Genomic DNA, 23,941 nt, shown 5'->3' on the forward strand with positions numbered 1-23,941 from the left:
ATGATTTATACGGAACAACGCGCCGTCACGCCGGAAGTGTCGATCATCATTCCGGTGTACAACGAGGAAGCCGGACTGGCAGCGCTTTTCGCGCGTCTTTACCCGGCGCTCGACGCGCTCGGCACGTCTTATGAAGTGATCTTCATCAACGACGGCAGCCGCGACAAGTCCGCCGCGCTGCTCGCCGAGCAGTTCCGCGCGCGCCCCGACACGACGCGCGTGATTCTGCTGAACGGCAACTATGGGCAGCACATGGCGATTCTCGCGGGCTTCGAGCAGTCGCGCGGCGAAATCGTCATTACGCTCGACGCCGACCTGCAGAATCCGCCCGAAGAGATCGGCAAGCTGGTCAACAAGATGCGCGAAGGCTTCGACTACGTCGGCACCATCCGCCTGCAACGCCAGGACAGTCTGTGGCGCCGCAAGGCGTCGCGCGCGATGAACCGGCTGCGCGAGCGCATCACCCGCATCAAGATGACCGACCAGGGCTGCATGCTGCGCGCGTACAGCCGGCACATCATCGACACGATCAACCGCTGCGGCGAAATCAACACTTTCATTCCAGCGCTCGCCTACACGTTCGCGCAGAATCCGGTCGAGATCGAGGTCGCTCACGAAGAGCGTTTTGCCGGCGAATCGAAGTACTCGCTCTATTCGCTGATCCGCCTGAATTTCGACCTCGTGACGGGCTTTTCGGTCGTGCCGCTGCAGTGGCTGTCGTTCATCGGCGTGATCCTGTCGCTCGGTTCGGCGGCGCTCTTCGTGCTGCTGCTGATTCGGCGCTTCATCATCGGGGCGGAAGTTCAGGGTGTGTTCACCCTCTTCGCCATTACGTTCTTCCTGCTCGGCGTGATCATTTTCGCGCTCGGGCTGCTCGGGGAATATATCGGCCGGATCTATCAGCAGGTGCGCGCGCGTCCGCGCTATCTGGTGCAGACCATCCTGGAAGAGCGCAACGGCACCGCCGTGGCGGACGTGCCGCGCCAGAGCGTCGTGCAGCCGGTGCAGCCCGCGCCGGTTGCCGATCAGCGCGACGAAGGACCCAGCCGATGAAACCGCGTGCCGTCGTATTCGCCTATCACAATGTCGGCGTGCGCTGCCTGCAGGTGCTGCTCGCGCGCGGCATGGACGTGGCGCTCGTCGTCACGCACGAAGACAGTCCGACCGAGAATATCTGGTTCGGGAGCGTCGCGAGCGTCGCGGCCGAGCACGGCATTCCCGTCGTGACGCCCGCCAACCCGGCAAGCCCGGAATTGCGCGCGGCCGTCAGCGCGGCGCGCCCGGACTTCATCTTTTCGTTCTACTACCGCCACATGTTGCCGGTCGACCTGCTCGCGCTCGCCGCGCGCGGCGCCTACAACATGCACGGCTCGCTGCTGCCGAAGTACCGCGGCCGCGTGCCGACCAACTGGGCGGTGCTGCACGGCGAAACCGAAACCGGCGCCACCTTGCATGAAATGGCCGCGAAGCCCGACGCGGGCGCGATCATCGCGCAAACGCCGGTGCCGATCCTGCCCGACGACACCGCCGCGCAAGTGTTCGACAAGGTCACGGTGGCCGCCGAGCAGACGCTCTGGCGCGTGCTGCCCGCGCTGCTGGCCGGCGAGGCGCCGCATCTGCCGAACGATCTGTCGCACGGCAGCTATTACGGCGGGCGCAAGCCCGAAGACGGCCGCATCGACTGGACGCAGCCGGCGCAACAGGTCTATAACCTCATTCGCGCAGTCGCGCCGCCGTACCCCGGCGCGTTTACCGACATCGGCGGGCGGCGTTTCGTGGTGGCGCGCGCGCGCCTCGCGACACCGGGTGCGCTTCGCTCGGATTTGCCGCCGGGCCTGCACGTAAGCGATAATGCCGTTTTTGCGATATGCGGCGACGGCCGCGCAATCGCGATCCACGAATTGCGGCATCAGCACGACGGCAGCGAAACCGTCGTCACGCCGGCCGAATTCGCCCAGTTCCTCCAAACTCCCCGACATTTATGAAGAAAGTCCTGATCCTGGGTGTGAACGGCTTCATCGGCCATCACCTGTCCAAACGCATTCTCGAAACGACCGACTGGGAAGTCTTCGGGATGGACATGCAGACGGAACGTCTGGGCGATCTCGTCAACCACGAGCGGATGCACTTCTTCGAAGGCGACATCACGATCAACAAGGAGTGGGTCGAATATCACATCAGGAAGTGCGATGTGATCCTGCCGCTGGTCGCGATCGCCACGCCGGCCACCTACGTCAAGCAGCCGCTGCGCGTGTTCGAGCTCGACTTCGAGGCGAACCTGCCGATCGTGCGTTCGGCCGTGAAGTACGGCAAGCACCTCGTGTTTCCGTCGACTTCCGAGGTCTACGGCATGTGCACGGACGAGCAGTTCGATCCGGAAGAATCGCAGCTGTCGTACGGCCCGATCAACAAGCCGCGCTGGATCTACGCGTGCTCGAAGCAGCTGATGGACCGCGTGATCTGGGGCTACGGCATGGAAGGCCTGAACTTCACGCTGTTCCGTCCGTTCAACTGGATCGGCCCGGGCCTCGACTCCATCTACACGCCGAAGGAAGGCAGCTCGCGCGTGGTCACGCAATTCCTCGGCCATATCGTGCGCGGCGAGAACATCAGCCTCGTCGACGGCGGCGCGCAAAAGCGCGCGTTCACGGACATCGACGACGGCATCGGCGCGCTGATGAAGATCATCGAGAACAAGAACGGCGTCGCAACGGGCAAGATTTACAACATCGGCAATCCGACGAACAACTTCTCGGTGCGCGAACTGGCGCACAAGATGCTCGCGCTCGCCGCGGAATTCCCCGAATACGCAGACAGCGCGAAGAAGGTGCAGCTCGTCGAGACGTCCTCCGGCGCGTACTACGGCACGGGCTATCAGGACGTGCAAAACCGCGTGCCGAAGATCGACAACACCATGCAGGAACTCGGCTGGGCGCCGAAGTCGACCTTCGACGAAGCGCTGCGCAAGATCTTCGAAGCGTATCGCGGCCACGTCGCGGAAGCGCGCGCGCTCGTCGAACAGCAATAAGGGCTGATCCTTGGCCCGTATCGTCCTGAAGATCGACGTCGACACGCTGCGCGGCACCCGCGAAGGCGTGCCGAATCTCGCGCGCATCTTCGACCGCTTCAAGGCGCGCGCCACCTTCCTCTTCAGCCTCGGGCCCGACCACACCGGCTGGGCCATGCGCCGCGTGCTGCGGCCGGGCTTCCTCAAGAAGGTGTCGCGCACCTCGGTGGTCGAACACTACGGGATCAGGCAACTGATGTACGGCGTGCTGCTGCCGGGGCCCGACATCGGCGCGAAGGCGTCCGCGGAAATGCGCGCGATCCACGAGGCCGGTTTCGAGTGCGGCATCCATACGTGGGACCATGTGTACTGGCAGGACAACGTGCGCTCGAAAGACCGCGCGTGGACCGCCGCGCAAATGCAGAAAAGCTATGCCCGTTTCGTCGAGATTTTCGGCGCGCCGCCCGTCACGCACGGTGCGGCGGGCTGGCAGATGAACGGCCACGCGTTCGAGCAGATCGACGCCTGGGGCATGCACTACGCGTCCGACGGCCGCGGTCATTCGCCGTATCGGCCGGTCGTCGAGGGCAGGACGCTTGCGCACGTGCAGATGCCGACGACGCTCCCCACGCTCGACGAAGTGCTCGGCGTGAACGGTGTGGACGAACACAACGTGGCGGCGTTCATGCTCAGGCACACGGCGAACAATCCGCACGATCAGGTGTTCACGCTGCACGCGGAACTCGAGGGGCAGAAGCTCGCGCCCATCTTCGAACAGTTGCTGCAAGGCTGGCGCGCGCAGGGCCACACGTTCGCGACCATGGGCGACTATTACGCGGCGCTGGACCGCAGCGCGCTGCCATCGTACCCTGTTACGTGGGGCGAAATTCCAGGGCGCTCCGGCGAGCTGATCGTCCAACCCTGACGCGCCGGCCGGCATGCCGGGTCGACGCCGGCCATTGGCTTGCTGTCCGGCAAGCCGCCCTGACGACCCAGCCGCCACGCGAGCCCGTGCGCGCACCGGCAGCCCCTCCCCAAAAAGTCTCGATGCCAGGCCCGCGCCGCCGCGACGGATTCAGACGGCGGCGCCGACCATAACAACCGGAGAACCTCGTGCCCATCGCAGTCGACCAACCCATCCCCGACTTCACCGCTCCCGCTACCGGAGGCGAGATCACGCTGTCCAACCTGCGGGGTAAGAAGGTGGTGCTGTATTTTTATCCGAAGGACAACACGCCGGGCTGCACGACCGAAGGCCTGCAGTTCCGCGATCTGTATCCGAAGTTCAGGAAAGCCGGCGCGGAGATTGTCGGCGTGTCGCGCGACAGCCTGCGCTCGCATGACAACTTCAAGGCAAAGCTCGAATTGCCCTTTCCGCTGATTTCGGATCCGGAAGAAAAACTGTGCGCCCTCTTCGGCGTCATCAAAATGAAGAAAATGTATGGCAAAGAAGTACGGGGGATCGAACGCTCCACATTCCTCATCGACGCCGACGGCGTGCTGCGCGCAGAATGGCGAGGCGTCAAGGTGCCGGGGCATGTCGACGAAATTCTGGAGGCTGTACAAGCGCTTTGAGGCGCGTTATATTGGGTTGCAATGAGTGCCTGTCCACCCCAAATTTTTCGTCGCTGCGCAAGACCTGACGGTCGTGTCGGTCGTGGTATCCGGTCCGTCGAAATCGTCAGGCGCAACACGAACACCGTAGGCGAGCCGCTTGCCCCGTACGACGGGGCGGCGGCTTTTTTAATTGCGCGCAGCCGTTCGTTCACTCGGCTCGCGCCTTCCGCTAAGGAGCCGATCGAAGACCAGGCGAACCGGCATCTCTAGACCGAATGCGCGCCTCCGGGCGCAAACTGCGTGCGCAACATCGGCACCGGCAGAATGCGACAGGCGGCGCACGATATGTGACCCGATTATTCCGAGGGAAACCATGCCTTTGCCTACCCCCCCGAGCAAGCTCGGCAATCTCCTGCCCCCTGACGAATACAAGGCCAAGGCCGCCACGCCGGCGCGCTCCGCCGCGAAGAAACAGGCCGACGGAGAATCCGCGGAGCCGGCCGACTACGGCCGCGCGAACGTCGCCACGCCCATGGCGCATGCCGCCAATGCCGCGACCACCTTGCGACCGGTGCCGGCATCGTCGGCTTCCGCCACCGCGTCCGCCGCCGGTGGCGCGGCCGCTCAGGCACGCGGCGCGTCGGGCTCCGCGCGCAAGACGAGGCAAACCGCTGCGCTGCTGCAGCCGGTGCCCGCCGCCCGGCCGCAAGCCGAGCCCGTTGCCGAATCGCAGCCGGTCGTCGCGCGCAAGCCGGGCACGAAAACGCCCCCGGCCGACACGGCCGCCGCCGCGCCCACTGCGCGCGGCACGAGCAAAAAGCGCGGCACGGCCGCGCAGCCGGTCGAGATGCAGAAGCTCTTTGTGCTCGATACGAACGTGCTGATGCACGATCCGAGCTGCCTGTTCCGTTTCGAGGAACACGACGTCTATCTGCCCATGATGACGTTGGAAGAACTCGACAACCACAAGAAAGGCATGTCGGAGGTCGCGCGCAACGCCCGCCAGGTGAGCCGCACGCTCGACGCGCTGGTGGCGAACGCAGGCAATATCTCGGACGGCATTTCCCTCGCGCGTCTCGGCAGCCGCGAGGCGTCGGGGCGTCTCTACTTCCAGACGAAGCTGACCGCGATCGAGCCGGTGGAAGGCCTGCCGGAAGGCAAAGCCGACAATCAGATTCTCGGCGTGGTGCGCGCATTGCAGCGCGACCGTTCCGATCGCCAGGTCGTGCTGGTGTCGAAAGACATCAACATGCGCATCAAGGCGCATGCGCTAGGCCTGCCCGCTGAGGACTACTTCAACGACCAGGTGCTCGAAGACAGCGACCTGCTGTACTCGGGCATCCGGGCGTTGCCGCAGGACTTCTGGACGCGGCACGCGAAGGGCATGGAGAGCTGGCAGGACACCAAAACCGGCACCACGTATTACCGTGTGACCGGCCCGCTGTGTCCGTCCATGCTCGTCAACGAATTCGTGTATCTGGAGCCGCAGAACGGCGAGCCGGCGTTTCACGCGCTGGTGCGCGAGCTGAACGGCAAGACGGCGCTCCTGCAGACGCTACGCGACTACGGCCACCACAAGAACAACGTGTGGGGCATCACCGCGCGCAACCGCGAGCAGAATTTCGCGCTGAATCTGTTGATGAATCCGGAGATCGACTTCGTGACGCTGCTCGGCCAGGCCGGTACGGGCAAAACGCTGGTGGCGCTCGCGGCCGGGCTCGCGCAGGTGCTCGACGACAAGCGCTATAACGAGATCATCGTGACGCGCGCGACGGTGCCGGTCGGCGAAGACATCGGCTTTCTGCCCGGCACGGAAGAGGAAAAAATGCAGCCGTGGATGGGTGCATTCGACGACAACCTCGAGGTCCTGCAAAAAACCGACGACGCTGCCGGCGAATGGGGCCGCGCCGCGACCCAGGAACTGATCCGCTCGCGTCTGAAGATCAAGAGCATGAACTTCATGCGCGGCCGTACGTTCGTGGACAAGTATCTGATCATCGACGAGGCGCAAAACCTGACGCCCAAGCAGATGAAGACGCTGGTCACACGCGCGGGCCCGGGCACGAAGATCATCTGTCTCGGCAATATCGCGCAGATCGACACGCCTTATCTGACAGAAGGCAGTTCCGGTCTGACGTACGTGGTGGATCGCTTCAAAGGCTGGGCGCACAGCGGGCATGTGACGCTCGCGCGTGGCGAGCGTTCGCGCCTCGCGGACTACGCATCGGAAATCCTTTAAGAATCAAGTCATTGGCTGTCATGGCCGGCCGGACTTCGAGCCGCGCCCCGAGTTGTCGGGGCGCGGCTTTTTTATGCCCGCGGCGTCTTTCGGCGGCAACACTTAGCGCACGAACTTCAAGTAATTTGTCAAGAATTCTTGCCGCTTGCGCGTTTCACCGGCTACCATCCGGACATCGTCCGCCTTTAAACGAGCGTTTACCGCTGTCCCTTCATGCGTCGACTCGCCTTTTCGCTGCTGACCGTCCTGCTGCTCGCCGCCTGTGCCGGCGCGCCGCAGAAGTCCTCGCGCGGCTCGGGAAGCGGCGTCGTCGTGGCAAACGGCGCGTATCGGGCGCCGCCTCCGGGCTTTCCCAACTTCGTGGACCACAGCATTGGCCGCGAGGAAATCTCCATTCAGGCGATGAGCCTCGTCGGCGTGCCCTACCGCTGGGGCGGCAACACGCCCGACAGCGGCTTCGATTGCAGCGGCCTCGTTCGCTACGTGGTGGCGCGGGCGGCGTCGGTGAACCTCCCGCGCACGACCGCCGATATGAGCGGGCGCGGCGAATCGGTCGAACCGGACGAAATCGCGCCCGGCGATCTGATCTTTTTCAATACGACGGGCCGGCCGCATTCGCACGTGGGCATCTACGTGGGCAAGCTGCGCTTTGTCAATGCGCCGTCGACGGGCGGCACCGTGCGGCTCGACTATCTGACCAACCCGTACTGGGCGAAGCGCTTCGACGGCATCCGTCGCGTGGCGGGGCCGGCCGCGAAGCCCGCGCCGTTCGACGCGCCCAGCTATCAGGCGGCGGCGCCGCAGCCGGAGCACGCCACGGGACTCGCGGCCGCAGCGTACGGCGGCGCTCAAGCGGCGTCGCCGGGTGCATCCGCGGGCACGGGCAGGACGGCTTCGGGCTATGCCGCGAATCCGTTGCCGTCACAAAATCCGAGCCGGGTTGCGGCAGCGACGGAGCCACGCGCGTCGTCGTCGTCGTCGTCGTCGTCGTCGTCGTCGGCGGCGGCGGCGGCGGCGGCGGCGGCGAGCAGCGATTCAACTCTCGCCGCCACGCCCGTGGCGCGGGCGCCGCAAGCTGATCCCTTCGAACCGCCGCCACCTGGCATGAGCGCGGCGCAGCTACAGGCGCGCACAGCGGGCGCCGTTTCGCCGACGCCGATGGTCGCCGCCCGGTCGAATTCCTATGACAGTGGCGCTTCCGCTGCGCCACAACCCGCTTCGACAGCGCGCGTCGCCCCGCAAGCAGCAGGCGCCGCCTCGCCCGACCCGATCGACGCAGCCGCCGATGCTTTCGAGCCGCCGCCTCCCGCTTCCGTCGCCGCCCGCCAGGCACGGCTTGCGCAACAAGCGCAACAGACACAGCAGGCGCAGCCGAATCAGCAGGCGGACGCGGCCCGAGCCGACGACGGCGCCGTGCAGATCATGCGCGCCTCGACGGCCTCGCGAGGCATGCCCGCCCCCTCCCAGACCAACGACGACCCGATCGCCCGCTTCGCCAACGGCAACTTCTAGCCACGCGTTGAAACGGCCGGTACGCCTCGACGCGCTAGTAAGCGGCATCTTGCCGTCGCAGTCGAGCCGTTCAGACGCGCTGGTTGAGCTCATCCAGCGTGATGGGCGCCGTGCCGATTTTCCCGACCACGATACCGGCCGCCACGTTGGCAAACCGCGCGGCGCTTTCGACGTCGTGGCCCGCCGCCAGCGCCGACGCCATGGTGGCGATCACAGTGTCGCCGGCCCCGGACACGTCGTAGACTTCGCGCGCCTGCGCGGCAATGCGGATATGCCGATGTTCGACAAAAAGGCTCATGCCCTCCTCAGAGCGCGTGACGAGCAAGGCGGCCAGTTCGAACCTGTCGCGCAGCCCGAACGCCCGGCGCTCGAAGTCGGCCTCGCCGGTCCACTTGCCAGCCGCCTGCGCAAATTCGTCGCGGTTCGGCGTCACCACGGTTGCGCCGCGATAGATCGAGTAGTCCGGTCCTTTGGGATCGACCAGAATGGTCGCCCCGGCCGAAGTTGCGTCGGACATCATCAGCCGCAGATGCGCGAGGCCGCCCTTGCCGTAATCCGAAAACACCACGGTCTTGCAGGCTTTCAACTTCTCGCGGAATTGGGCGACGAGCGGAAACAGCAACTCGTGGTTCGGCCGCTGTTCGAAATCGGCGCGCACGATCTGCTGGTTGCGCGAAATGACTCGCAGCTTGACGGTGGTCTGCAGCGCCGCATCGCGCAAAAACGTGCAGCGAACGTTGCGCGACTCGAGCAATGCCTGCAAGGCGCGGCCGTCCTGATCGTCGCCGACTACCGACAGCAGCGAAACGTGCGCGCCCAGGTTCACCGCGTTGATGGCCACATTGGCCGCGCCGCCCGCCACATCCCCGGTACGCTGGACGCGAACCACAGGCACCGGCGCCTCGGGCGAAATGCGCGTGCTGTCTCCAAACCAGTAGCGATCCAGCATCACGTCACCTGCAACGATGACCGACGCCGATGAGCAGTCCAGACTCAATTTGCGACTCCTTCAGAAAAGGGGTGTTGGCGATACAGAAATATCCGCGACGACCGCGTCGAAAAATTACTTCGTCATACTGATAAATCTGACAGCGAAAAGCGCACACATTGTCACAAATGAGATGGCGCCCCGAACGCCGGTTGACGTTCTGACGCAACGATCGGCAACCAATCGGATTCGTCCGATTGACGTGTCTACGGATGATCCGTGGAAGCGCGGCTCGTTCATGACGCGGGCGCCGCCGATCTGCTATCGTCACCGGTATTCTTCCGAAGCGGGTGACGACAATGGATCTCGGGCTGAAAGAAAAAGTGGTGCTGATCACGGGCGGCAGCAAGGGCATTGGCTTTGCGTGCGCCCGGGCTTTCGCGCTGGAAGGGGCAAAGGTTGCGATCGTCTCGCGCGATCCGGCAAACCTCGCGCGTGCTTACGAACAGCTGAAGCAGGAGGGTCTGCACGTGCATCGCACGCGCGCCGACCTGCATGAGCCGCACAGCGCCGCCGACATCGTGGAGGAAGTCAGTTCAGCGGTGGGTCCGATCGACGTGCTCGTCAACAGCGCCGGCGCCGCGCGCCGCTACGATCCTGAAACGCTCGATGCCGACGCCTTTCGCGCCACGATGGAAGCCAAGTATTTCCCGTACATCTACCCGCAGCAGGAAGTGCTGCGCCGCATGGCCGAGCGCGCCAAACGAGGTGACGGCGGCGAGCCGGGCACGATCGTGAATATCATCGGCATGGGCGGCAAGGTGGCGAGCGATATCCATATTGCCGGCGGCGCCGCAAATGCCGCGCTGATGCTCGCCACAGTCGGGCTTGCGCACTACTACGCGCGTTACGGCATCCGGATCAACGCGATCAATCCGGGCGCGACGCTGACCGAGCGCGTCGAAGAAGCGGTCGGGCTCGAGGCCGCGCAGCAAGGCATCGAGCGTGCAGAGGCGCTGGCGCGCGGGCAGGCCAAGGTGCCGCTCGGGCGTTACGCCGATCCGGAGGAAATTGCGAATGTCGCGCTGTTTCTGGCGAGCCGCCGCGCGAGCTATGTGACGGGCGCGATCATCCCGATGGATGGCGGGAGCGCGCCCTTGATCTAGCGCGCTGGCCGGCTTGACGCCCCGGCGCGGGCACGGGCGTTGCGTCGGCGCCGCGGACGGTGATCCTTCCGTCCGCCCGGCATGCGGTGCCTAAGTAAAACCCGCGAGACCTACAGCAAACTACAGGAAACGGTGGCCCAGCCACCAGGCGGCAGCGGCGAGCGCCGCAGACGCCGGGATCGTCAGAATCCAGGCCCACACGATGTTTCCCGCCACGCCCCAGCGAACAGCGCTCAGCTTCTGCGTCGCGCCGACGCCGACGATCGCACCGGTGATCGTATGGGTGGTCGACACGGGGATGCCGAGCCAGGAAGCGGTGAAAAGCGTGATCGCTCCGCCCGATTCCGCACAAAAACCGCCGACCGGCTTCAGCTTGGTGATTTTCTGGCCCATGGTGCGGACGATTCGCCAGCCGCCGAACAAAGTTCCGACCCCCATCGACAGATAGCAGCCACCAATAACCCACAGCGGCGGCGCGTCAGCGATCGACGACGCATAGCCCGTTGCGATCAGCAGCATCCAGATAATGCCGATGGTTTTCTGCGCGTCGTTGCCGCCGTGGCCCAGACTGTACAGACCGGCGGACAGCAGCTGCAGGCGCCTGAAGCGCCGGTCCACCTTGCTCGGCGGCGTGCGGAAATAGATCCACGACACGGCGAGCATGAAAAACGAGCCGAGCACGAAACCGAGCAGCGGCGAGACAAAAATGAAGGTGACCGTCTTCATCAGCCCGTCGAAATTGAGTGAGCCCCAGCCCGACTTGGCGAGCGCCGAGCCGACCAGCCCGCCGATCAGCGCGTGCGACGAACTCGACGGAATGCCGTAATGCCACGTGATGACATTCCAGCCGATCGCGCCCACCAGCGCGCCGAAAATCACGTAGTGGTCGACAATTCCGGGGTCGATCGTGCCCTTGCCCACTGTCGCGGCCACCTTCAGGTGAAACACGAAATACGCGATCACGTTGAACGCCGCCGCGAACGCCACGGCCTGCTGCGGCTTCAGCACGCCCGTCGACACCACCGTCGCGATCGAGTTGGCCGCGTCGTGAAAGCCGTTCATGAAGTCGAAAATCAGCGCGACGGCGACGAGACCCGCGACCACCCAGATAGCAAGTTGTATCGATTGCATTATGCGTTTTCCAGCACGATGCCTTCGATGATGTTCGCTACGTCTTCACACTTGTCCGTGATCGTTTCGAGCAATTCGTAAATCGCTTTCAGCTTGATGAGGGTCTTGACATTGTCCTCCTCGCGAAACAGCTTGGACATGGCCGCGCGCAGCACGCGGTCTGCTTCGGATTCGAGCCGGTCGATTTCCTCGCAGGCCTTGAGGATCTGGCTCGCCTGCTTCATGTCGGACAGCAGGCTGACGGCAAACTGCACGCGTTCGCAGGTGGCCGTGCAGATGTGCGCGAGCTGGCTTGCCTCGGAGGTCACCGACTGGACGTCGTAAAGGGAAATGGCCGTGGCGACGTCCTCCATCAGATCGAGGATGTCGTCCATCGTGGTGATCAGCTTGTGGATTTCGTCGCGGTCGAGCGGCGTGATGAAGGTCTTGTGCAGCAGGTCGATGGTTTCGTGCGTGAGCTTGTCCGCAGCCTTTTCGGCCTTTTGCACGTTTTGCTTGTGGGTCTCTGCGTCGTGCAGATTGTCGATCAGCAGCTCGAGTTCGCGGCTCGCCGAGACGATGCACTGTGCGTGCGCGTTGAAAATATCAAAAAACTTGCCCTCGGTGGGCATGAATCGACCGAACATATGGTTTCCGATACGCTGCATGTTTGCAGCAAAATCAATCGTTTACGGAATCTTCGCGAGACCGCCGATCAGGCAGCAACCCGGCAGCAAGAAAGCTGCCGACATACTGGATCGACGGCCAACGTCACCGTGACGCCTTTGTGACAAGCCGCGATTCTATCGGAAATGGCCGTGCGAGCGGGCCAGTGTTGTTGATCGAACACCGCCCACACGCAGATGGCGGCGCTGAGCGATGGACGGTGCGCCTATCGTCGCGGCTTTCGCGTTCGGCACGAGGGCCGCTCGCTGCCGTGAGAGGCCGGTTCAGCTACGCTTTTTCCGCACGAACGCCTCGATCCTCTTTTAGAATCGCGTGCGCGGTTCGTTCAACTCCACGCGCGAAAGCGGCTGTTACTTTGGCGCATGGGCCCTCACCTCAGGCAAGGTTCTGAAGTTGCGCGGACTGCATTTGCATGGCCCGAAGGCAAAGCTGGAGGATGTCGTCTCTCGGACGAAGCCCGCTCGAGACGCCGGTTCCGTCAAACCGGCGTCACTCGCCGTAGAAATTCTGCGCGCCGGCGAAGTTGTCGAACTTCGTATATTGGCCGTGGAACGTGAGCCGAACCGGTCCGATCGGACCATTCCGCTGCTTGCCGATGATAATTTCCGCCGTGCCTTTGTCCGGGCTGTCGGGGTTATACACTTCGTCGCGGTAAATAAAGAGAATGACGTCGGCATCCTGCTCGATAGCGCCGGATTCGCGCAGGTCCGACATGATCGGGCGCTTGTTCGGACGTTGCTCGAGGCCGCGATTCAGCTGCGACAAGGCAATGACCGGCACGTCCAGTTCCTTCGCGAGACCTTTGAGCGAACGCGAGATTTCCGAAATTTCGGTGGCCCGGTTTTCGCCCGCCGACGAGCCGCTCATCAACTGCAAATAGTCGATGATGATGAGCCCGAGCTTGCCGCACTGGCGCGAGAGCCGCCGCGCGCGCGAGCGCAATTCCATCGGATTGAGACCGCCGGTTTCGTCGATGAAAATCTGCGCCTCGCTCATTTTCTGCACCGCGTGCGTGAGCTTCGGCCAATCCTCGTCGGTCAGCCGTCCGGTTCGCATGCGGTGTTGATCGAGGCGCCCGACGGAGCCGAGCATACGCATGGTGAGCTGGGAGCCCGGCATTTCCATGGAAAACACCGCGACCGGCAGCCCATACTCGACCGCAACGTATTCGCCGATGTTCATCGAGAACGCTGTCTTACCCATCGACGGACGCCCCGCCACGATAATCAGCTCGCCGCCGTGCATGCCCGAAGTCATGCGGTCGAGATCGACGAAGCCCGTCGGCGTACCCGTCACGTCGCTGGGATTGGCTGTGTGGTAAAGCGTATCGATCCGCTCCACCACTTCCGTGAGCAGCGGCCCGATTTCGAGAAAACCCTGCGTGCCGCGCGCGCCGTCTTCCGCAATCGAAAACACCTTCGACTCCGCTTCGTCCAGCAGTTGCCGGACTTCCTTGCCTTGCGGGTTGAAGGCGTCCGCGGAAATTTCATCGGCGACAGACACCAGCCGGCGCAGCACGGCGCGGTCGCGCACGATTTCGGCATAACGCCGGATATTCGCGGCGCTCGGTGTGTTTTGCGCGAGCGCGTTCAGATACGCCAGGCCGCCCACCTCTTCCGCTTTGCCCGAGGTGCCGAGCGCTTCGTACACGGTGATGACGTCGGCAGGACGCGTGGCCGCGATCAGCTTGCCGATGTGTTCGAAGATGATGCGGTGATCGTAGCGATAGAAGTCGCTTTGCGACAGGAAGTCGGCGATGCGGTCCCACGCGGCATTGTCCAGCAGCAGGCCGCCCAGCACCGATTGCTCGGCCTCGATCGAATGCGGCGGGACTTTCAGCGACTCGAGTTGGGGATCTTTGGACGGTGCGTTCATGGAAACGAATTATCGGGTAATCGGGCGGCCAGGGCGAGCGGGAAACCCATTGACGGACACAAAAAAACAGGGGCCGGTTGCCCGGCCCCTGCCTCCAGCCAGCAACTTCCTGGCCGATATTATCGGATGCTCGACGCAGCCGCTTAAACGTGCTCGCCCAACACCGACACCGTCACGTCGACAACGACGTCGGTGTGCAGCGAAACCTGAACCGGGTGGTCGCCCACCATCTTCAGCGGGCCTTCCGGCAGACGCACTTGCGCCTTTTCCACTGCGAAGCCTTGCTTGCCCAGTGCTTCAGCGATGTCAGCGTTCGTGACGGAGCCGAACAGACGGCCGTCGACGCCGGCCTTCTGGCCGATCTGAACCGTCGAGCCTGCCAGCTTTTCGCCTTGAGCCTGAGCGGCCGCCAGCTTTTCAGCGGCGATCTTTTCGAGTTCGGCGCGGCGGACTTCGAATTCAGCCAGCGCTTCCTTCGTGGCACGGCGAGCCTGCTTGTTCGGGATCAGGAAGTTACGTGCGTAACCGTCCTTGACCTTCACGATGTCGCCCAGGTTACCCAGATTGACGACTTTTTCCAGAAGAATGATTTGCATTCGGATGCTCCTTATCGCGTCGTCGGGTTAGGCCTTGTGCTGGTCGGTGTACGGCACCAGCGCGAGGAAACGCGCGCGCTTGATAGCCGTGTCCAGCTGGCGTTGATAGTGCGCCTTCGTACCCGTGAGACGCGCCGGCGTGATCTTGCCGTTTTCGCCGATGAAGTCCTTCAGCGTTTCGATGTCCTTGTAGTCGATGTACTCGACGCCAGCGGCCGTGAAACGGCAGAACTTCTTGCGCTTGAAGAGCGGATTTTGTTGCTGACGACGCTTGTCGAATTTCTTACCAGTCGGGCGGGGCATGTTCAGTCCTTTCCAATGTCCTGCAATGCTGTGATGTGAAATACCAGAGTTCTCGCGTTGCGGTGCTTTTTCGCCAGAAAGCCTGTGAAGAGCGTTTCCACGCCCATCGGGCAGCTTTCCAGCTTACCGCTCGCCTCGCCTGCGGCTACCGCCTGCAGGGTCAGTTCGACTTGCCGGGCAATACCGGCTTCGACGACTTCCGTGCGGTGCTGCAACGTGCAGCCGGCAATCGGAACGCCGGCGGGTGTGTACCGCACCGGTTCGCGTTCGACGACGCTGGCCGTGAGCTGCAGCCGGTTCATGTAGCCTTGTACCTGTTGGCAAAAAGCGGCGCGCTTCGGTCTGGTAGCTTAAATAATGTGTCTTAAGCCTGCGCTTCGGACGGTTGCGTAGCAGCCGACTTCTTGGCTTCTTCGCGCTGCACTTCCTTCATCATCGGCGACGGGCCGGTTTCGGCCTTCTTCATCTTGACGATGAGGTGACGCAGAACGGCGTCGTTGAACTTGAACGCGTGTTCCAGCTCGTCGAGCGTGGTCTGGTCGCATTCGATGTTCATGCAGACGTAGTGAGCCTTCGCGAGTTTCTCGATCATGTAGGCCAGTTGGCGACGGCCCCAGTCTTCGATACGGTGGATCTGACCACCGTGCGACGTGATCGTGCTCTTGTAACGCTCGATCATGGCGGGCACCTGCTCGCTCTGATCGGGGTGCACGATAAAGACGATTTCATAATGACGCATACACACTCCTTGTGCTGACTTTTGGATAGAAGCCACCCGGGCGTCGAACCGGTGCGGCAAGTGAGAAGCCGAAGATTGTAGCCCGATTGGGGCCGGGTTGCAAGGCATTACCTCACGCCGGCAGGCGATTCAGGCGTGTTTTCAATCATTTAGCACGCGGACCGCCGCCGAAGAGCGCTCCGCGCGACGGCTCAGCCGTTCTCCGTGCGACCGCTGGCGCCCGCGAGGCGCGCCTTCAGCGCGGCTTCGAAGCCGCTGAGCGCGTCGGGCGCGGCGTCCGTGATCGCCCACCAGGTCATGCCCTCGGCGTCCCAGTGAGCGAGCGAGTAGCCTTCTCGGGCGAACGTCGACGGCGCGCCGCTGTCCGCGCCGTTCGCCGCGCTGCCCGCGGTCTGCGGGAACACGTACACGTCGATCACGTGCTTGCGGTAGCGGTAAACCAGCACGGCGACCCGTCGATGCGCGAGGTAGTCGAGCCGCCCGCCTTCGAGCGCAAAGCCGCTCGCCGCCAGATCCTCGACCGGCGGCGAATAGTCGAGCCGGCCGTTGAACCACGGTTTGACGGTATGCCGGTCCGTCGAAATCACGTCGATGTCGCGCCCCGACACCTGGGCGCGCACGTGGCTCGCCACGAGTTCGTCGGCGAATGGCGCGAACTCCGCCGGCCGCCGCAGATTCAGCGTGAGCGCGACGCCCACCGCGCACAGCGCGACGACGAGCGGCGCGAACCAGCCCGAGGCGAGCGGCGCGCCCGCCCCGCCGCCTGCCGAAGGCGCGGCAAGGCCGCCTTGCCCGCCTTGCCCGCCTTGCCCGCCTTGCCCGCCTTGCCCGCCTTGCCCGCCTTGCCCGCCTTGCCCGACGTGCGCCGCGCGGCCGCCGAACAACCGCTCGACCCAGCCGCGAAACCAGCCCGGCCGCCAATGCGAGGACGGTCGTGCGTTACGGCCGGGCGCTTGCGCCGCAGCAGCAACGGCTGCGGCCGGATCCTCGGCCTGCACTGCGGCTCCGTCGACGCCCGCCCGCGCGCTCGCCGGCACTGCCTCCGACGCCTCCCGCGCCGCGCCTTGGGTCTGCGGCAAACCCGCCAGAATGCGCGAGCGCAACGACTCCGGCGCGCGATGATAAGGCGCCGCCCGCAGCGCGCGGCTCATCGTCCGAAGCGTGTCGCTTTCGCGCCGGCAGGCCGCGCAGCGCTCGATATGCTGCTCAACGCGCCGCGCATCCGGCGCGGGCAATTCGTGATCGGCGTTCGCATCGAGGAGCGGCCGCGCTTCGTTACAGTCCATCTGGCGTCTCCTGAGCGTTGCCGGCGGTTGCACCGCCGCGGTGGGTCAACGAACGGGCGTTGGCGACGGCCCGCAGCGGCGTCACGGAAGCCGTCGGCGTAGCGCAACGGCATGCCTGCGCGGCGCCGTTTTCGTCGTCTGAAGAACTCGGGCCGGAGGCCGCCCCGGAGGCCGCCCCGGAGGCCGGCATGGACGCGGCACCCGGCAAGCCGGCGCCCGCACCGCCCGATTGAGGCGAGGACTTCGCAGCCATGCCGCGGGACGCCGGGTCACGCGCCGCTTCCGCCAGACCGTCGCCGGAGTCCGTCAGCAAGGCCGCCAGCTTGCGTCGCCCGCGAGCGAGCCGCGACATGACCGTGCCGATCGGCACATCCGCCACCTGAGCGATTTCGCGATAGCCCATCTCTTCCAGCTCGCGCAGGATCAGCACTTCGCGATACTCGACAGGCAGCAGCGCAAGCGCCTCGTGCACCCGCTTCGTGTCCTCGTCGCGGATGAGCAGCGCCTGCGGATCGGCGCCGCCCGCGCTCCAGCCGTCGAAGGTCGCGTCGTCCATCGTGTCGTCGAACTCCACGGTTTCATGCGACGACGCCCGCCGCCGCCATTCCGTGTACCAGGTCCGGCGCACGATCGCGAGCAGCCACGGCCGCGCCGAATCGCCGCGGAAGGTGTCGAAAAAGCGGAACGCGCGCATGAAGGCTTCCTGCACGACGTCGTCGGCATCGTTCGGATTGCCGCACAGCCAGCGCGCGAGGTTGTAGGCCGCGTCGAGATGCGGCAGCGCGAGCTGCTGGAAGCGGCGGCTTCGCGCAGCGTCGGAATCGGCGTCTCTATCGGTCTGGACCACCTCGGCCCTCCAGGGCATGTGCGGCTATGCAGCGTGGTTCGTCGTCAGGCTTCACCTTGCATAACCGGCCATGCGCCGAGTTTATTCCCGCCGCCGCGCGCCGTTTGCAAAAAAGCCCGGCAACCGCCCGTGCGCTAATACGCAGGCTGGTTCCAATAGTCGTCGCTCGCGTAAATTTCCTTCAGATAGTCGATGAAATACCGCACCTTGGCCGGCACGTAGCGCTGCTGCGGATAGACCGCGAGGATGTCGTAGTCGGGCAGCGCGAATTCGTCGAGCACCGTTTCCAGTTCGCCGCGCGCGAGCTGCTGCTGGATCTCCCACGTGGAGCGCCAGCCGAGCCCGAGCCCCTCGGACACCCAGCGGTGCAGCAGCTCGCCGTCGTTGCAGTCGAGCGTGCCGCCCACCCGCACCGTGACGAGCTTGCCGTTGCGGCGGAAATACCAGCCGCGGTTCTGGCCGCCTTGCAGGTTAAACGCGAGACAGTTGTGCCGCGGCAGGTCTTCGAGCGTTTTCGGCTTGCCGTGCTGGCGGAAATACTCGGGCGTGCCGCAGACCACGCGGCGGTTCGATGCCAGTTTCACGGCGACGAAGTTGGGATCGACCGCGCCGCCGATGCGAATCGACAGGTCATAGCCCTCGCGCACCAGATCCACGACCCGGTCGGTCAGGTTGAAGGACACCTGCAATTCCGGCTTGTCGGCGAGAAACGCGGGCGCGAGCGGCGCGACGTGCTTGCGGCCGAACGCGGCCGGCGCCGAGACGATCAGGTGTCCGTTCACCGCGCGGCGCCCGGCACTCAGTTCGTTCTCCGCCTGGTCCCATTCGGTCAGCAAGCCCCGGCAGCGCTCGAGAAACGCGGCGCCGTCCTCGCTGACCACGAGCCGCCGCGTCGAGCGGTACATGAGCTTTACGCCGAGACGCTTTTCGAGCGCGTCGATGCGCCGCCCCAGAATCACCGGCGAGACGCCCTCCTCCAGCGCGGCAGCCGCGAGGCTGCCCGCGTCCGCGACACGCACGAAGGTTTCGATCTGCTTGAAGCGGTCCATGCCTGTCTCCTCCTGGTTTCCACCGGCGCCGCCCCTTTCTCCGGCATTCCATACTTTTTGTTTCGAAATAAGCGACGCGGACTGATCTTATCAAACCTTTAGGTCAAGCCTAAAGTGCGTTCAACAGCGTTTATTTGCCAATTTCAGGACATTGAGGAGACATTCATGGCCAAGATGAGAGCCGTTGACGCCGCCGTGCTGGTGCTCGAAAAAGAAGGGATCGACACTGCGTTCGGCGTGCCCGGTGCCGCCATCAACCCGTTTTACTCGGCAATGCGCAAGGCGGGCAACATCAGCCACGTGCTCGCGCGTCACGTCGAAGGCGCCTCGCACATGGCCGAGGGCTACACGCGGGCGCAGCCCGGCAACATCGGCGTGTGCATCGGCACGTCCGGTCCCGCCGGCACCGACATGATCACCGGTTTGTACTCCGCCCAGGCCGATTCGATTCCTATTCTCGCTATCACGGGCCAGGCGCCGCGCGCGCGTCTCTACAAGGAAGACTTCCAGGCCGTCGACATCGAGTCCATCGCGAAGCCGGTCACCAAGTGGGCGGTGACCGTGCGCGAGCCGGCGCTCGTGCCGCGCGTCTTCCAGCAGGCCTTTCACCTGATGCGCTCGGGCCGCCCGGGTCCGGTGCTGGTCGACCTGCCGATCGACGTGCAGGTCGCCGAAATCGAATTCGATATCGATACCTACGAGCCGTTGCCCGTCTACAAGCCGAAGGCGACCCGCAAGCAGATCGAAGCCGCACTCGCGCTGCTCAATGAATCTGAGAAGCCGCTGATCGTTTCGGGCGGCGGCGTGCTGAATGCCGCCGCCGAGGATCTGCTCGTCAGGTTCGCCGAGACGGTCGGCGTGCCGGTGATCCCGACGCTCATGTCGTGGGGCGCGATCCCCGACGACCATCCGCTGATGGCCGGCATGGTCGGTCTGCAAACCTCGCACCGCTACGGCAACGCGACGATGCTCGCGTCCGACTTCGTGCTCGGCATCGGCAACCGCTGGGCAAACCGTCACACGGGCAGCATCGACGTCTATACGAAGGGCCGCAAGTTCGTGCACGTCGACATCGAGCCGACGCAGATTGGCCGCGTATTCGGCCCGGACCTCGGCATCGTGTCGGACGCGAAGGCCGCGCTCGAACTCTTCGTGGAAGTCGCGAGCGAATGGAAAGCCGCCGGCAAGCTGAAGGACCGCAGCGCCTGGGTCGCCGATTGCCAGCAGCGCAAGCAGGCGCTGCATCGCAAGACGCACTTCGACAACGTGCCGATGAAGCCGCAGCGCGTGTACGAAGAGATGAACCAGGTCTTCGGCCGCGACACGTGCTACGTGAGCACGATCGGTCTGTCGCAGATCGCCGGCGCGCAATTCCTGCACGTCTACAAGGCGCGCAACTGGATCAACTGCGGCCAGGCGGGCCCGCTCGGCTGGACGATTCCGGCGGCGCTAGGCGTGCGCGCGGCCGATCCGCAGCGGCCCATCGTCGCACTCTCGGGCGACTACGACTTCCAGTTCATGATCGAGGAACTCGCGGCCGGCGCGCAATTCAAGCTGCCGTACGTGCATGTGGTCGTGAACAACTCGTATCTCGGCCTGATCCGCCAGGCACAGCGCGCCTTCGACATGGACTTCTGCGTGCAGCTCGGCTTCGAGAACATCAATTCGCCGGAAACCAACGGCTACGGCGTGGACCACGTCGCGGTGGCCGAAGGTCTCGGCTGCAAGGCGATTCGCGTGTTCAAGCCGGAGGAGCTCAAGCCGGCGCTGCAACAAGCGCAGTCGATGCTTTCCGAGTTCAACGTGCCCGTGATCGTCGAGGTGATTCTGGAGCGCGTCACCAATATTTCGATGGGCACGGAAATCGACGCGATCAATGAGTTCGAGGAACTGGCCGTGACGCGCGAGGACGCGCCGACCGCGATCAGCATCGCCGACTGAGGACTGACCCGACGAACGCGGTCACGCGAATACGCCCCGCAGCCGCGTGGCGCTCGCGTGACGAGCACACGCCAATTCACTGACCGACCACCGAGACCTACGCACCATGCCGAAATTCGCAGCGAATCTCACCATGCTCTTTAACGAAGTCCCGTTCCTCGACCGCTTTGCGGCGGCGGCGGACGCGGGCTTTCATGCCGTCGAATTCATGTTTCCGTATCCGTACAAGATCGCCGAGTTGAGCGAGCGTCTTCAGCAGAACCGGCTCAAGCTGGTGCTGCACAACCTGCCCGCGGGCAACTGGGAAGCCGGCGAGCGCGGCATTGCGTGTCTGCCCGATCGAGTCACCGAGTTTCAGGAAGGCGTCGGCCGTGCGATCGAATACGCGAGCGCGCTGAAGGTGCCGCAACTGAACTGCCTCGTGGGCATTCCGACTGCCGGCGTGGATGCGGACAAGGCGCGCTCGACCATCGTCGATAACCTGCGTTTTGCGGCCGCCGAGTTGAAGAAGGCCGGCATCCGCCTGCTCGTCGAGCCATGCAATGCCTACGACATTCCCGGCTTCGCGCTGAACCGTTCGAGCGAAGGCCTCGACGTGATCCGCGCGGTGGGTTCGGACAACCTGTTCCTGCAGTACGACATCTATCACATGCAACGGATGGAAGGCGAACTCGCCGCGACGATCAAAAAGCATCTGCCGCAGATCGCCCATATTCAACTCGCCGACAACCCGGGGCGCAACGAACCCGGCACCGGTGAAATCAACTACCCATTCCTGTTCGATCTGCTCGACTCGATCGGTTACGACGGCTGGGTCGGCTGCGAATACAAGCCGCGCACCACCACCACGGCCGGGCTCGTGTGGGTGCAAAGCGTGGCCGGGCAAACGCGCGGCGCCGCGCACGCGGCGGCCTGAGCGAAGCGCCCGGCAGCGCGTCGCCGCAATCGGGCGCAATGCGCCTGCGAACCACGTCCCTCGCGGGATCGCAAACAACACTGGAGATTCAGACACATGGCAAAGATCGGTTTTATCGGGCTCGGCATCATGGGTGCGCACATGGCGCGCAACCTCCTCAAGGGCGGCCACACGCTGTTCGTGAACGGCGCGTATCCGGTGCCGGAAGACCTGGGCAAGAGCACGAACGTGGTAGCCGATTCGACCGCCGTCGCGCAAGCCGCCGATATCGTCATCATCATGGTGCCGGACACGCCTGACGTGGCCAACGTTCTGTTCGCCGACGACGGCGTCGCGGCCGGCCTCAGCGCGGGCAAGCTCGTGATCGACATGAGCTCGATCTCGCCGCTCGACACGCAGGCGTTCGCGAAGAAGATCAACGCGCTCGGCGTCGACTATCTCGATGCGCCGGTGTCCGGCGGCGAAGTCGGCGCGCGCGAGGCCACGCTCACGATCATGGTGGGCGGCCCCGAAAAAGCGTTTGCGCAAGCGAAGCCGCTCTTCGAACTGATGGGCAAGAACATCTCGCTGATCGGCGAGAACGGCGCGGGTCAGACCTGCAAGGTCGCGAACCAGATCATCGTCGCGCTGAATATCGAGGCGGTGGCCGAGGCGCTGCTGTTCGCCTCGCGCTCGGGCGCCGACCCCGAACGTGTGCGCAAGGCGTTGATGGGCGGCTTCGCGTCGTCGCGCATTCTGGAAGTGCACGGCGAGCGGATGACAAAGCGCACGTTCAATCCGGGCTTCCGTATCGAGTTGCATCAAAAGGATCTGAACCTCGCACTCGACGGCGCCCGCAAGCTCGGCATCGCGCTGCCGCATACCGCGAGCGCGCAGCAATTGTTCAGCGTGTGCGCGGCGAACGGCGGCAAGGCATGGGATCACTCGGCGATGGTCCGCGCGCTCGAAATCATGGCGAACTACGAAGTCGCGCAGGCGCCCGGGAGCGAAGCGAAAGCAGCGTGAGGCGGCGGCGCTTGTTCGCGGCTCGCGGATTCGCAGCGCCTGCCGGGGCACGGTGGTGGGCGTAAGGATCGGCGCGATGCATCGAGAAGCGCCCCGAGTGCAGTCACACTCATGGTTCACCGATTGCCGCTGACGTCGCTTCGCGCACGTCACGGCAATCGCAGGTGGGGCGCCCGGTTCGTCGCGCGGCATCGCGGCGGATCGGGCAAATCGAGCCGCTCTGGGCTGAGAGCGGCAAAGTGGGGTCCGCAGCGGCACCCGGCGGCGCCGGGGAAGCCTTGGTCGGTCAGACGTCGTCGTCGGGTGTCCGTCTGTCGGATTCAGCATCTTTTTTTGCCGCTCGCTCATGCGCGGCGGCATTCTCCGCAGCCTCCTCAGCGGCTTTCTGTGTGGCTTCCCCTACACCGCCGGTTTGCACGCCCGTTTGCATTTGCTTGCAACTTCGTGCCCGTTTCCCTACCTTTCTTGACAGTTCGCCGGACTGGTTTCTCCTACACTCGTGAGTCCGTTGCATGCGTGCGCCCTTCTTTTGCGCGCGAGCAACGACGACTGCTTAACCGTATGCACAGCATGCTTGCGTACCAACACGAGGAGTGTGATCGATGGGTATTCTCAGCTTCATCAAGGAAGCCGGCGAAAAACTGTTCAGCGCGGCGTCCACGCCCGCCAACGCCGAGGCGGCACCGGCGGCGCCCGATCTTGCCGCGCTCAACAAAACTGCGGGCGATGCGATTGCCACGTACATCCGCAGCCAGGGTCTCGACGCGACGAATCTGCAAGTCACATACGACGGCGCGAGCCACACCGTGACCGTCTCCGGGGAAGCTGCGGATCAGCCGACCAAGGACAGGATTCTCGTCGCAGCGGGCAATGTGCAGAACGTCGACAAGGTCGACGATCAACTGGGCGTCACCGCGCCCGCCGCGGCGCCCACGCAGTTTCATACGGTCGTGGCGGGCGACAATCTATGGAAGATCGCCGAGAAGTACTACGGCAGCGGCGCGAAGAACGGCGTCATTTTTGAGGCCAACACGCCGATGCTCAAGAGCCCGGACAAGATCTATCCGGGCCAGGTGCTGGTGATTCCACCGGTGCAATGAGCGATTGCAGGCGCTGCTTTTGCGGGCGCTTGCGGCGCGCGTACGCATAGACGGTGCCAAACGACAACGCGGCGCCCG

23 protein-coding genes are annotated in these 23,941 nt (G+C 64.4%); 12 read left to right on the forward strand and 11 right to left on the reverse strand.

From position 1 onward, the window contains the following. From ACEN8U_RS24030 to ACEN8U_RS24060, 7 genes are all read left to right on the forward strand, one after another. Positions 1-1,053: a glycosyltransferase gene (locus ACEN8U_RS24030; RefSeq protein WP_015002698.1), complete on the forward strand. Its 1,053-nt coding sequence runs from the start codon at positions 1-3 to the stop codon at positions 1,051-1,053. After that, on the forward strand, positions 1,050-1,985 hold the full coding sequence (locus tag ACEN8U_RS24035; RefSeq protein ID WP_015002699.1) for a formyltransferase: 936 nt from the start codon (positions 1,050-1,052) through the stop codon (positions 1,983-1,985). Before ACEN8U_RS24030 ends, ACEN8U_RS24035 begins: the two co-directional genes overlap by 4 nt. Beyond that, positions 1,982-3,028 carry a bifunctional UDP-4-keto-pentose/UDP-xylose synthase gene (locus ACEN8U_RS24040; protein ID WP_013588495.1) on the forward strand — a complete coding sequence of 349 codons (1,047 nt, stop codon included), beginning with the start codon at positions 1,982-1,984 and terminating at the stop codon, positions 3,026-3,028. Before ACEN8U_RS24035 ends, ACEN8U_RS24040 begins: the two co-directional genes overlap by 4 nt. A gap of 10 nt (positions 3,029-3,038) precedes the next feature. Further along, positions 3,039-3,932: a polysaccharide deacetylase family protein gene (locus ACEN8U_RS24045; RefSeq protein WP_015002700.1), complete on the forward strand. Its 894-nt coding sequence runs from the start codon at positions 3,039-3,041 to the stop codon at positions 3,930-3,932. 188 nt (positions 3,933-4,120) lie between these two features. Further along, on the forward strand, positions 4,121-4,582 hold the full coding sequence (locus ACEN8U_RS24050) for a peroxiredoxin (protein ID WP_041745314.1): 462 nt from the start codon (positions 4,121-4,123) through the stop codon (positions 4,580-4,582). A 355-nt stretch (positions 4,583-4,937) separates the two neighbouring features. After that, positions 4,938-6,803 carry a PhoH family protein gene (locus tag ACEN8U_RS24055; protein WP_015002702.1) on the forward strand — a complete coding sequence of 622 codons (1,866 nt, stop codon included), beginning with the start codon at positions 4,938-4,940 and terminating at the stop codon, positions 6,801-6,803. Between the two features lie 213 nt (positions 6,804-7,016). Then, positions 7,017-8,315 carry an NlpC/P60 family protein gene (locus ACEN8U_RS24060; RefSeq protein ID WP_015002703.1) on the forward strand — a complete coding sequence of 433 codons (1,299 nt, stop codon included), beginning with the start codon at positions 7,017-7,019 and terminating at the stop codon, positions 8,313-8,315. A gap of 70 nt (positions 8,316-8,385) precedes the next feature. Here ACEN8U_RS24060 and rfaE1 read toward each other — a convergent pair whose 3' ends face one another. Further along, positions 8,386-9,312 carry a D-glycero-beta-D-manno-heptose-7-phosphate kinase gene (rfaE1, locus tag ACEN8U_RS24065; protein WP_081588204.1) on the reverse strand — a complete coding sequence of 309 codons (927 nt, stop codon included), beginning with the start codon at positions 9,310-9,312 and terminating at the stop codon, positions 8,386-8,388. Positions 9,313-9,602: 290 nt separating this feature from the next. Between rfaE1 and ACEN8U_RS24070 the strand changes: the two genes are divergently transcribed. Further along, positions 9,603-10,409, forward strand: a complete 807-nt coding sequence (locus ACEN8U_RS24070) for an SDR family NAD(P)-dependent oxidoreductase (RefSeq protein WP_013588501.1) — start codon at positions 9,603-9,605, stop codon at positions 10,407-10,409. Between the two features lie 120 nt (positions 10,410-10,529). Here the strand turns inward: ACEN8U_RS24070 and ACEN8U_RS24075 are convergent, their stop codons facing one another. From ACEN8U_RS24075 to ACEN8U_RS24120, 10 genes are all read right to left on the reverse strand, one after another. After that, complete coding sequence (locus tag ACEN8U_RS24075; RefSeq protein WP_013588502.1) at positions 10,530-11,540, reverse strand: inorganic phosphate transporter; 1,011 nt, start codon at positions 11,538-11,540, stop codon at positions 10,530-10,532. After that, complete coding sequence (locus tag ACEN8U_RS24080) at positions 11,540-12,166, reverse strand: DUF47 domain-containing protein (protein WP_013588503.1); 627 nt, start codon at positions 12,164-12,166, stop codon at positions 11,540-11,542. Before ACEN8U_RS24080 ends, ACEN8U_RS24075 begins: the two co-directional genes overlap by 1 nt. A 529-nt stretch (positions 12,167-12,695) precedes the next feature. Beyond that, positions 12,696-14,081 (reverse strand): replicative DNA helicase, encoded by a 1,386-nt coding sequence (locus ACEN8U_RS24085; RefSeq protein WP_013339086.1) that lies wholly within the window; start codon positions 14,079-14,081, stop codon positions 12,696-12,698. Positions 14,082-14,224: 143 nt separating this feature from the next. Further along, positions 14,225-14,677 (reverse strand): 50S ribosomal protein L9, encoded by a 453-nt coding sequence (gene rplI / locus ACEN8U_RS24090; RefSeq protein ID WP_013339085.1) that lies wholly within the window; start codon positions 14,675-14,677, stop codon positions 14,225-14,227. 27 nt (positions 14,678-14,704) lie between these two features. Further along, on the reverse strand, positions 14,705-14,980 hold the full coding sequence (gene rpsR / locus ACEN8U_RS24095) for a 30S ribosomal protein S18 (protein WP_013588504.1): 276 nt from the start codon (positions 14,978-14,980) through the stop codon (positions 14,705-14,707). A gap of 2 nt (positions 14,981-14,982) precedes the next feature. Then, the gene (priB, locus tag ACEN8U_RS24100; RefSeq protein WP_015002705.1) at positions 14,983-15,282 is read right to left on the reverse strand and encodes a primosomal replication protein N; all 300 of its coding nucleotides are present in this window, start codon (positions 15,280-15,282) and stop codon (positions 14,983-14,985) included. Between the two features lie 62 nt (positions 15,283-15,344). Next, the gene (gene rpsF / locus ACEN8U_RS24105) at positions 15,345-15,719 is read right to left on the reverse strand and encodes a 30S ribosomal protein S6 (RefSeq protein WP_006048823.1); all 375 of its coding nucleotides are present in this window, start codon (positions 15,717-15,719) and stop codon (positions 15,345-15,347) included. Positions 15,720-15,910: 191 nt separating this feature from the next. Then, entirely contained in the window at positions 15,911-17,005 is a 1,095-nt protein-coding gene (locus ACEN8U_RS24110; protein WP_310110474.1) for an anti-sigma factor family protein, read from the reverse strand. Continuing rightward, complete coding sequence (locus tag ACEN8U_RS24115; RefSeq protein WP_015002707.1) at positions 16,995-17,852, reverse strand: RNA polymerase sigma factor; 858 nt, start codon at positions 17,850-17,852, stop codon at positions 16,995-16,997. Before ACEN8U_RS24115 ends, ACEN8U_RS24110 begins: the two co-directional genes overlap by 11 nt. A gap of 134 nt (positions 17,853-17,986) precedes the next feature. Beyond that, positions 17,987-18,901 carry a LysR family transcriptional regulator gene (locus ACEN8U_RS24120; RefSeq protein WP_015002708.1) on the reverse strand — a complete coding sequence of 305 codons (915 nt, stop codon included), beginning with the start codon at positions 18,899-18,901 and terminating at the stop codon, positions 17,987-17,989. Between the two features lie 165 nt (positions 18,902-19,066). On the opposite strand from ACEN8U_RS24120, the gene gcl reads away from it, so the two are divergent. The 4 genes from gcl to lysM all read left to right on the forward strand — a co-directional run bounded on the left by gcl (position 19,067) and on the right by lysM (position 23,863). Next, the gene (gene gcl / locus ACEN8U_RS24125) at positions 19,067-20,842 is read left to right on the forward strand and encodes a glyoxylate carboligase (RefSeq protein ID WP_015002709.1); all 1,776 of its coding nucleotides are present in this window, start codon (positions 19,067-19,069) and stop codon (positions 20,840-20,842) included. A 106-nt stretch (positions 20,843-20,948) separates the two neighbouring features. Further along, positions 20,949-21,758, forward strand: coding sequence for a hydroxypyruvate isomerase (gene hyi, locus ACEN8U_RS24130; RefSeq protein ID WP_015002710.1), 810 nt, complete (start codon positions 20,949-20,951; stop codon positions 21,756-21,758). Between the two features lie 96 nt (positions 21,759-21,854). Beyond that, entirely contained in the window at positions 21,855-22,763 is a 909-nt protein-coding gene (locus ACEN8U_RS24135; protein WP_015002711.1) for a 2-hydroxy-3-oxopropionate reductase, read from the forward strand. Positions 22,764-23,365: 602 nt separating this feature from the next. Further along, positions 23,366-23,863, forward strand: a complete 498-nt coding sequence (lysM, locus tag ACEN8U_RS24140) for a peptidoglycan-binding protein LysM (protein WP_015002712.1) — start codon at positions 23,366-23,368, stop codon at positions 23,861-23,863. Positions 23,864-23,941: the final 78 nt, after the last annotated feature.

Source organism: Paraburkholderia phenoliruptrix (assembly GCF_047325075.1).
Lineage (GTDB): Bacteria > Pseudomonadota > Gammaproteobacteria > Burkholderiales > Burkholderiaceae > Paraburkholderia > Paraburkholderia phenoliruptrix.

Excerpts from the sequence above, each read along its gene's own strand:
- ACEN8U_RS24055 (WP_015002702.1), top strand. The coding sequence starts at position 4,938 with ATGCCTTTGCCTACCCCCCCGAGCAAGCTCGGCAATCTCCTGCCCCCT.
- ACEN8U_RS24060 (WP_015002703.1), top strand. The coding sequence starts at position 7,017 with ATGCGTCGACTCGCCTTTTCGCTGCTGACCGTCCTGCTGCTCGCCGCC.
- ACEN8U_RS24120 (WP_015002708.1), bottom strand. The coding sequence starts at position 18,901 with ATGGACCGCTTCAAGCAGATCGAAACCTTCGTGCGTGTCGCGGACGCG.
- ACEN8U_RS24070 (WP_013588501.1), top strand. The coding sequence starts at position 9,603 with ATGGATCTCGGGCTGAAAGAAAAAGTGGTGCTGATCACGGGCGGCAGC.
- ACEN8U_RS24030 (WP_015002698.1), top strand. The coding sequence starts at position 1 with ATGATTTATACGGAACAACGCGCCGTCACGCCGGAAGTGTCGATCATC.
- ACEN8U_RS24135 (WP_015002711.1), top strand. The coding sequence starts at position 21,855 with ATGGCAAAGATCGGTTTTATCGGGCTCGGCATCATGGGTGCGCACATG.
- lysM (WP_015002712.1), top strand. The coding sequence starts at position 23,366 with ATGGGTATTCTCAGCTTCATCAAGGAAGCCGGCGAAAAACTGTTCAGC.
- hyi (WP_015002710.1), top strand. The coding sequence starts at position 20,949 with ATGCCGAAATTCGCAGCGAATCTCACCATGCTCTTTAACGAAGTCCCG.
- rpsF (WP_006048823.1), bottom strand. The coding sequence starts at position 15,719 with ATGCGTCATTATGAAATCGTCTTTATCGTGCACCCCGATCAGAGCGAG.
- ACEN8U_RS24080 (WP_013588503.1), bottom strand. The coding sequence starts at position 12,166 with ATGTTCGGTCGATTCATGCCCACCGAGGGCAAGTTTTTTGATATTTTC.
- rpsR (WP_013588504.1), bottom strand. The coding sequence starts at position 14,980 with ATGCCCCGCCCGACTGGTAAGAAATTCGACAAGCGTCGTCAGCAACAA.
- ACEN8U_RS24035 (WP_015002699.1), top strand. The coding sequence starts at position 1,050 with ATGAAACCGCGTGCCGTCGTATTCGCCTATCACAATGTCGGCGTGCGC.
- ACEN8U_RS24075 (WP_013588502.1), bottom strand. The coding sequence starts at position 11,540 with ATGCAATCGATACAACTTGCTATCTGGGTGGTCGCGGGTCTCGTCGCC.
- ACEN8U_RS24085 (WP_013339086.1), bottom strand. The coding sequence starts at position 14,081 with ATGAACGCACCGTCCAAAGATCCCCAACTCGAGTCGCTGAAAGTCCCG.
- ACEN8U_RS24110 (WP_310110474.1), bottom strand. The coding sequence starts at position 17,005 with ATGGACTGTAACGAAGCGCGGCCGCTCCTCGATGCGAACGCCGATCAC.
- rplI (WP_013339085.1), bottom strand. The coding sequence starts at position 14,677 with ATGCAAATCATTCTTCTGGAAAAAGTCGTCAATCTGGGTAACCTGGGC.
- ACEN8U_RS24040 (WP_013588495.1), top strand. The coding sequence starts at position 1,982 with ATGAAGAAAGTCCTGATCCTGGGTGTGAACGGCTTCATCGGCCATCAC.
- gcl (WP_015002709.1), top strand. The coding sequence starts at position 19,067 with ATGGCCAAGATGAGAGCCGTTGACGCCGCCGTGCTGGTGCTCGAAAAA.
- priB (WP_015002705.1), bottom strand. The coding sequence starts at position 15,282 with ATGAACCGGCTGCAGCTCACGGCCAGCGTCGTCGAACGCGAACCGGTG.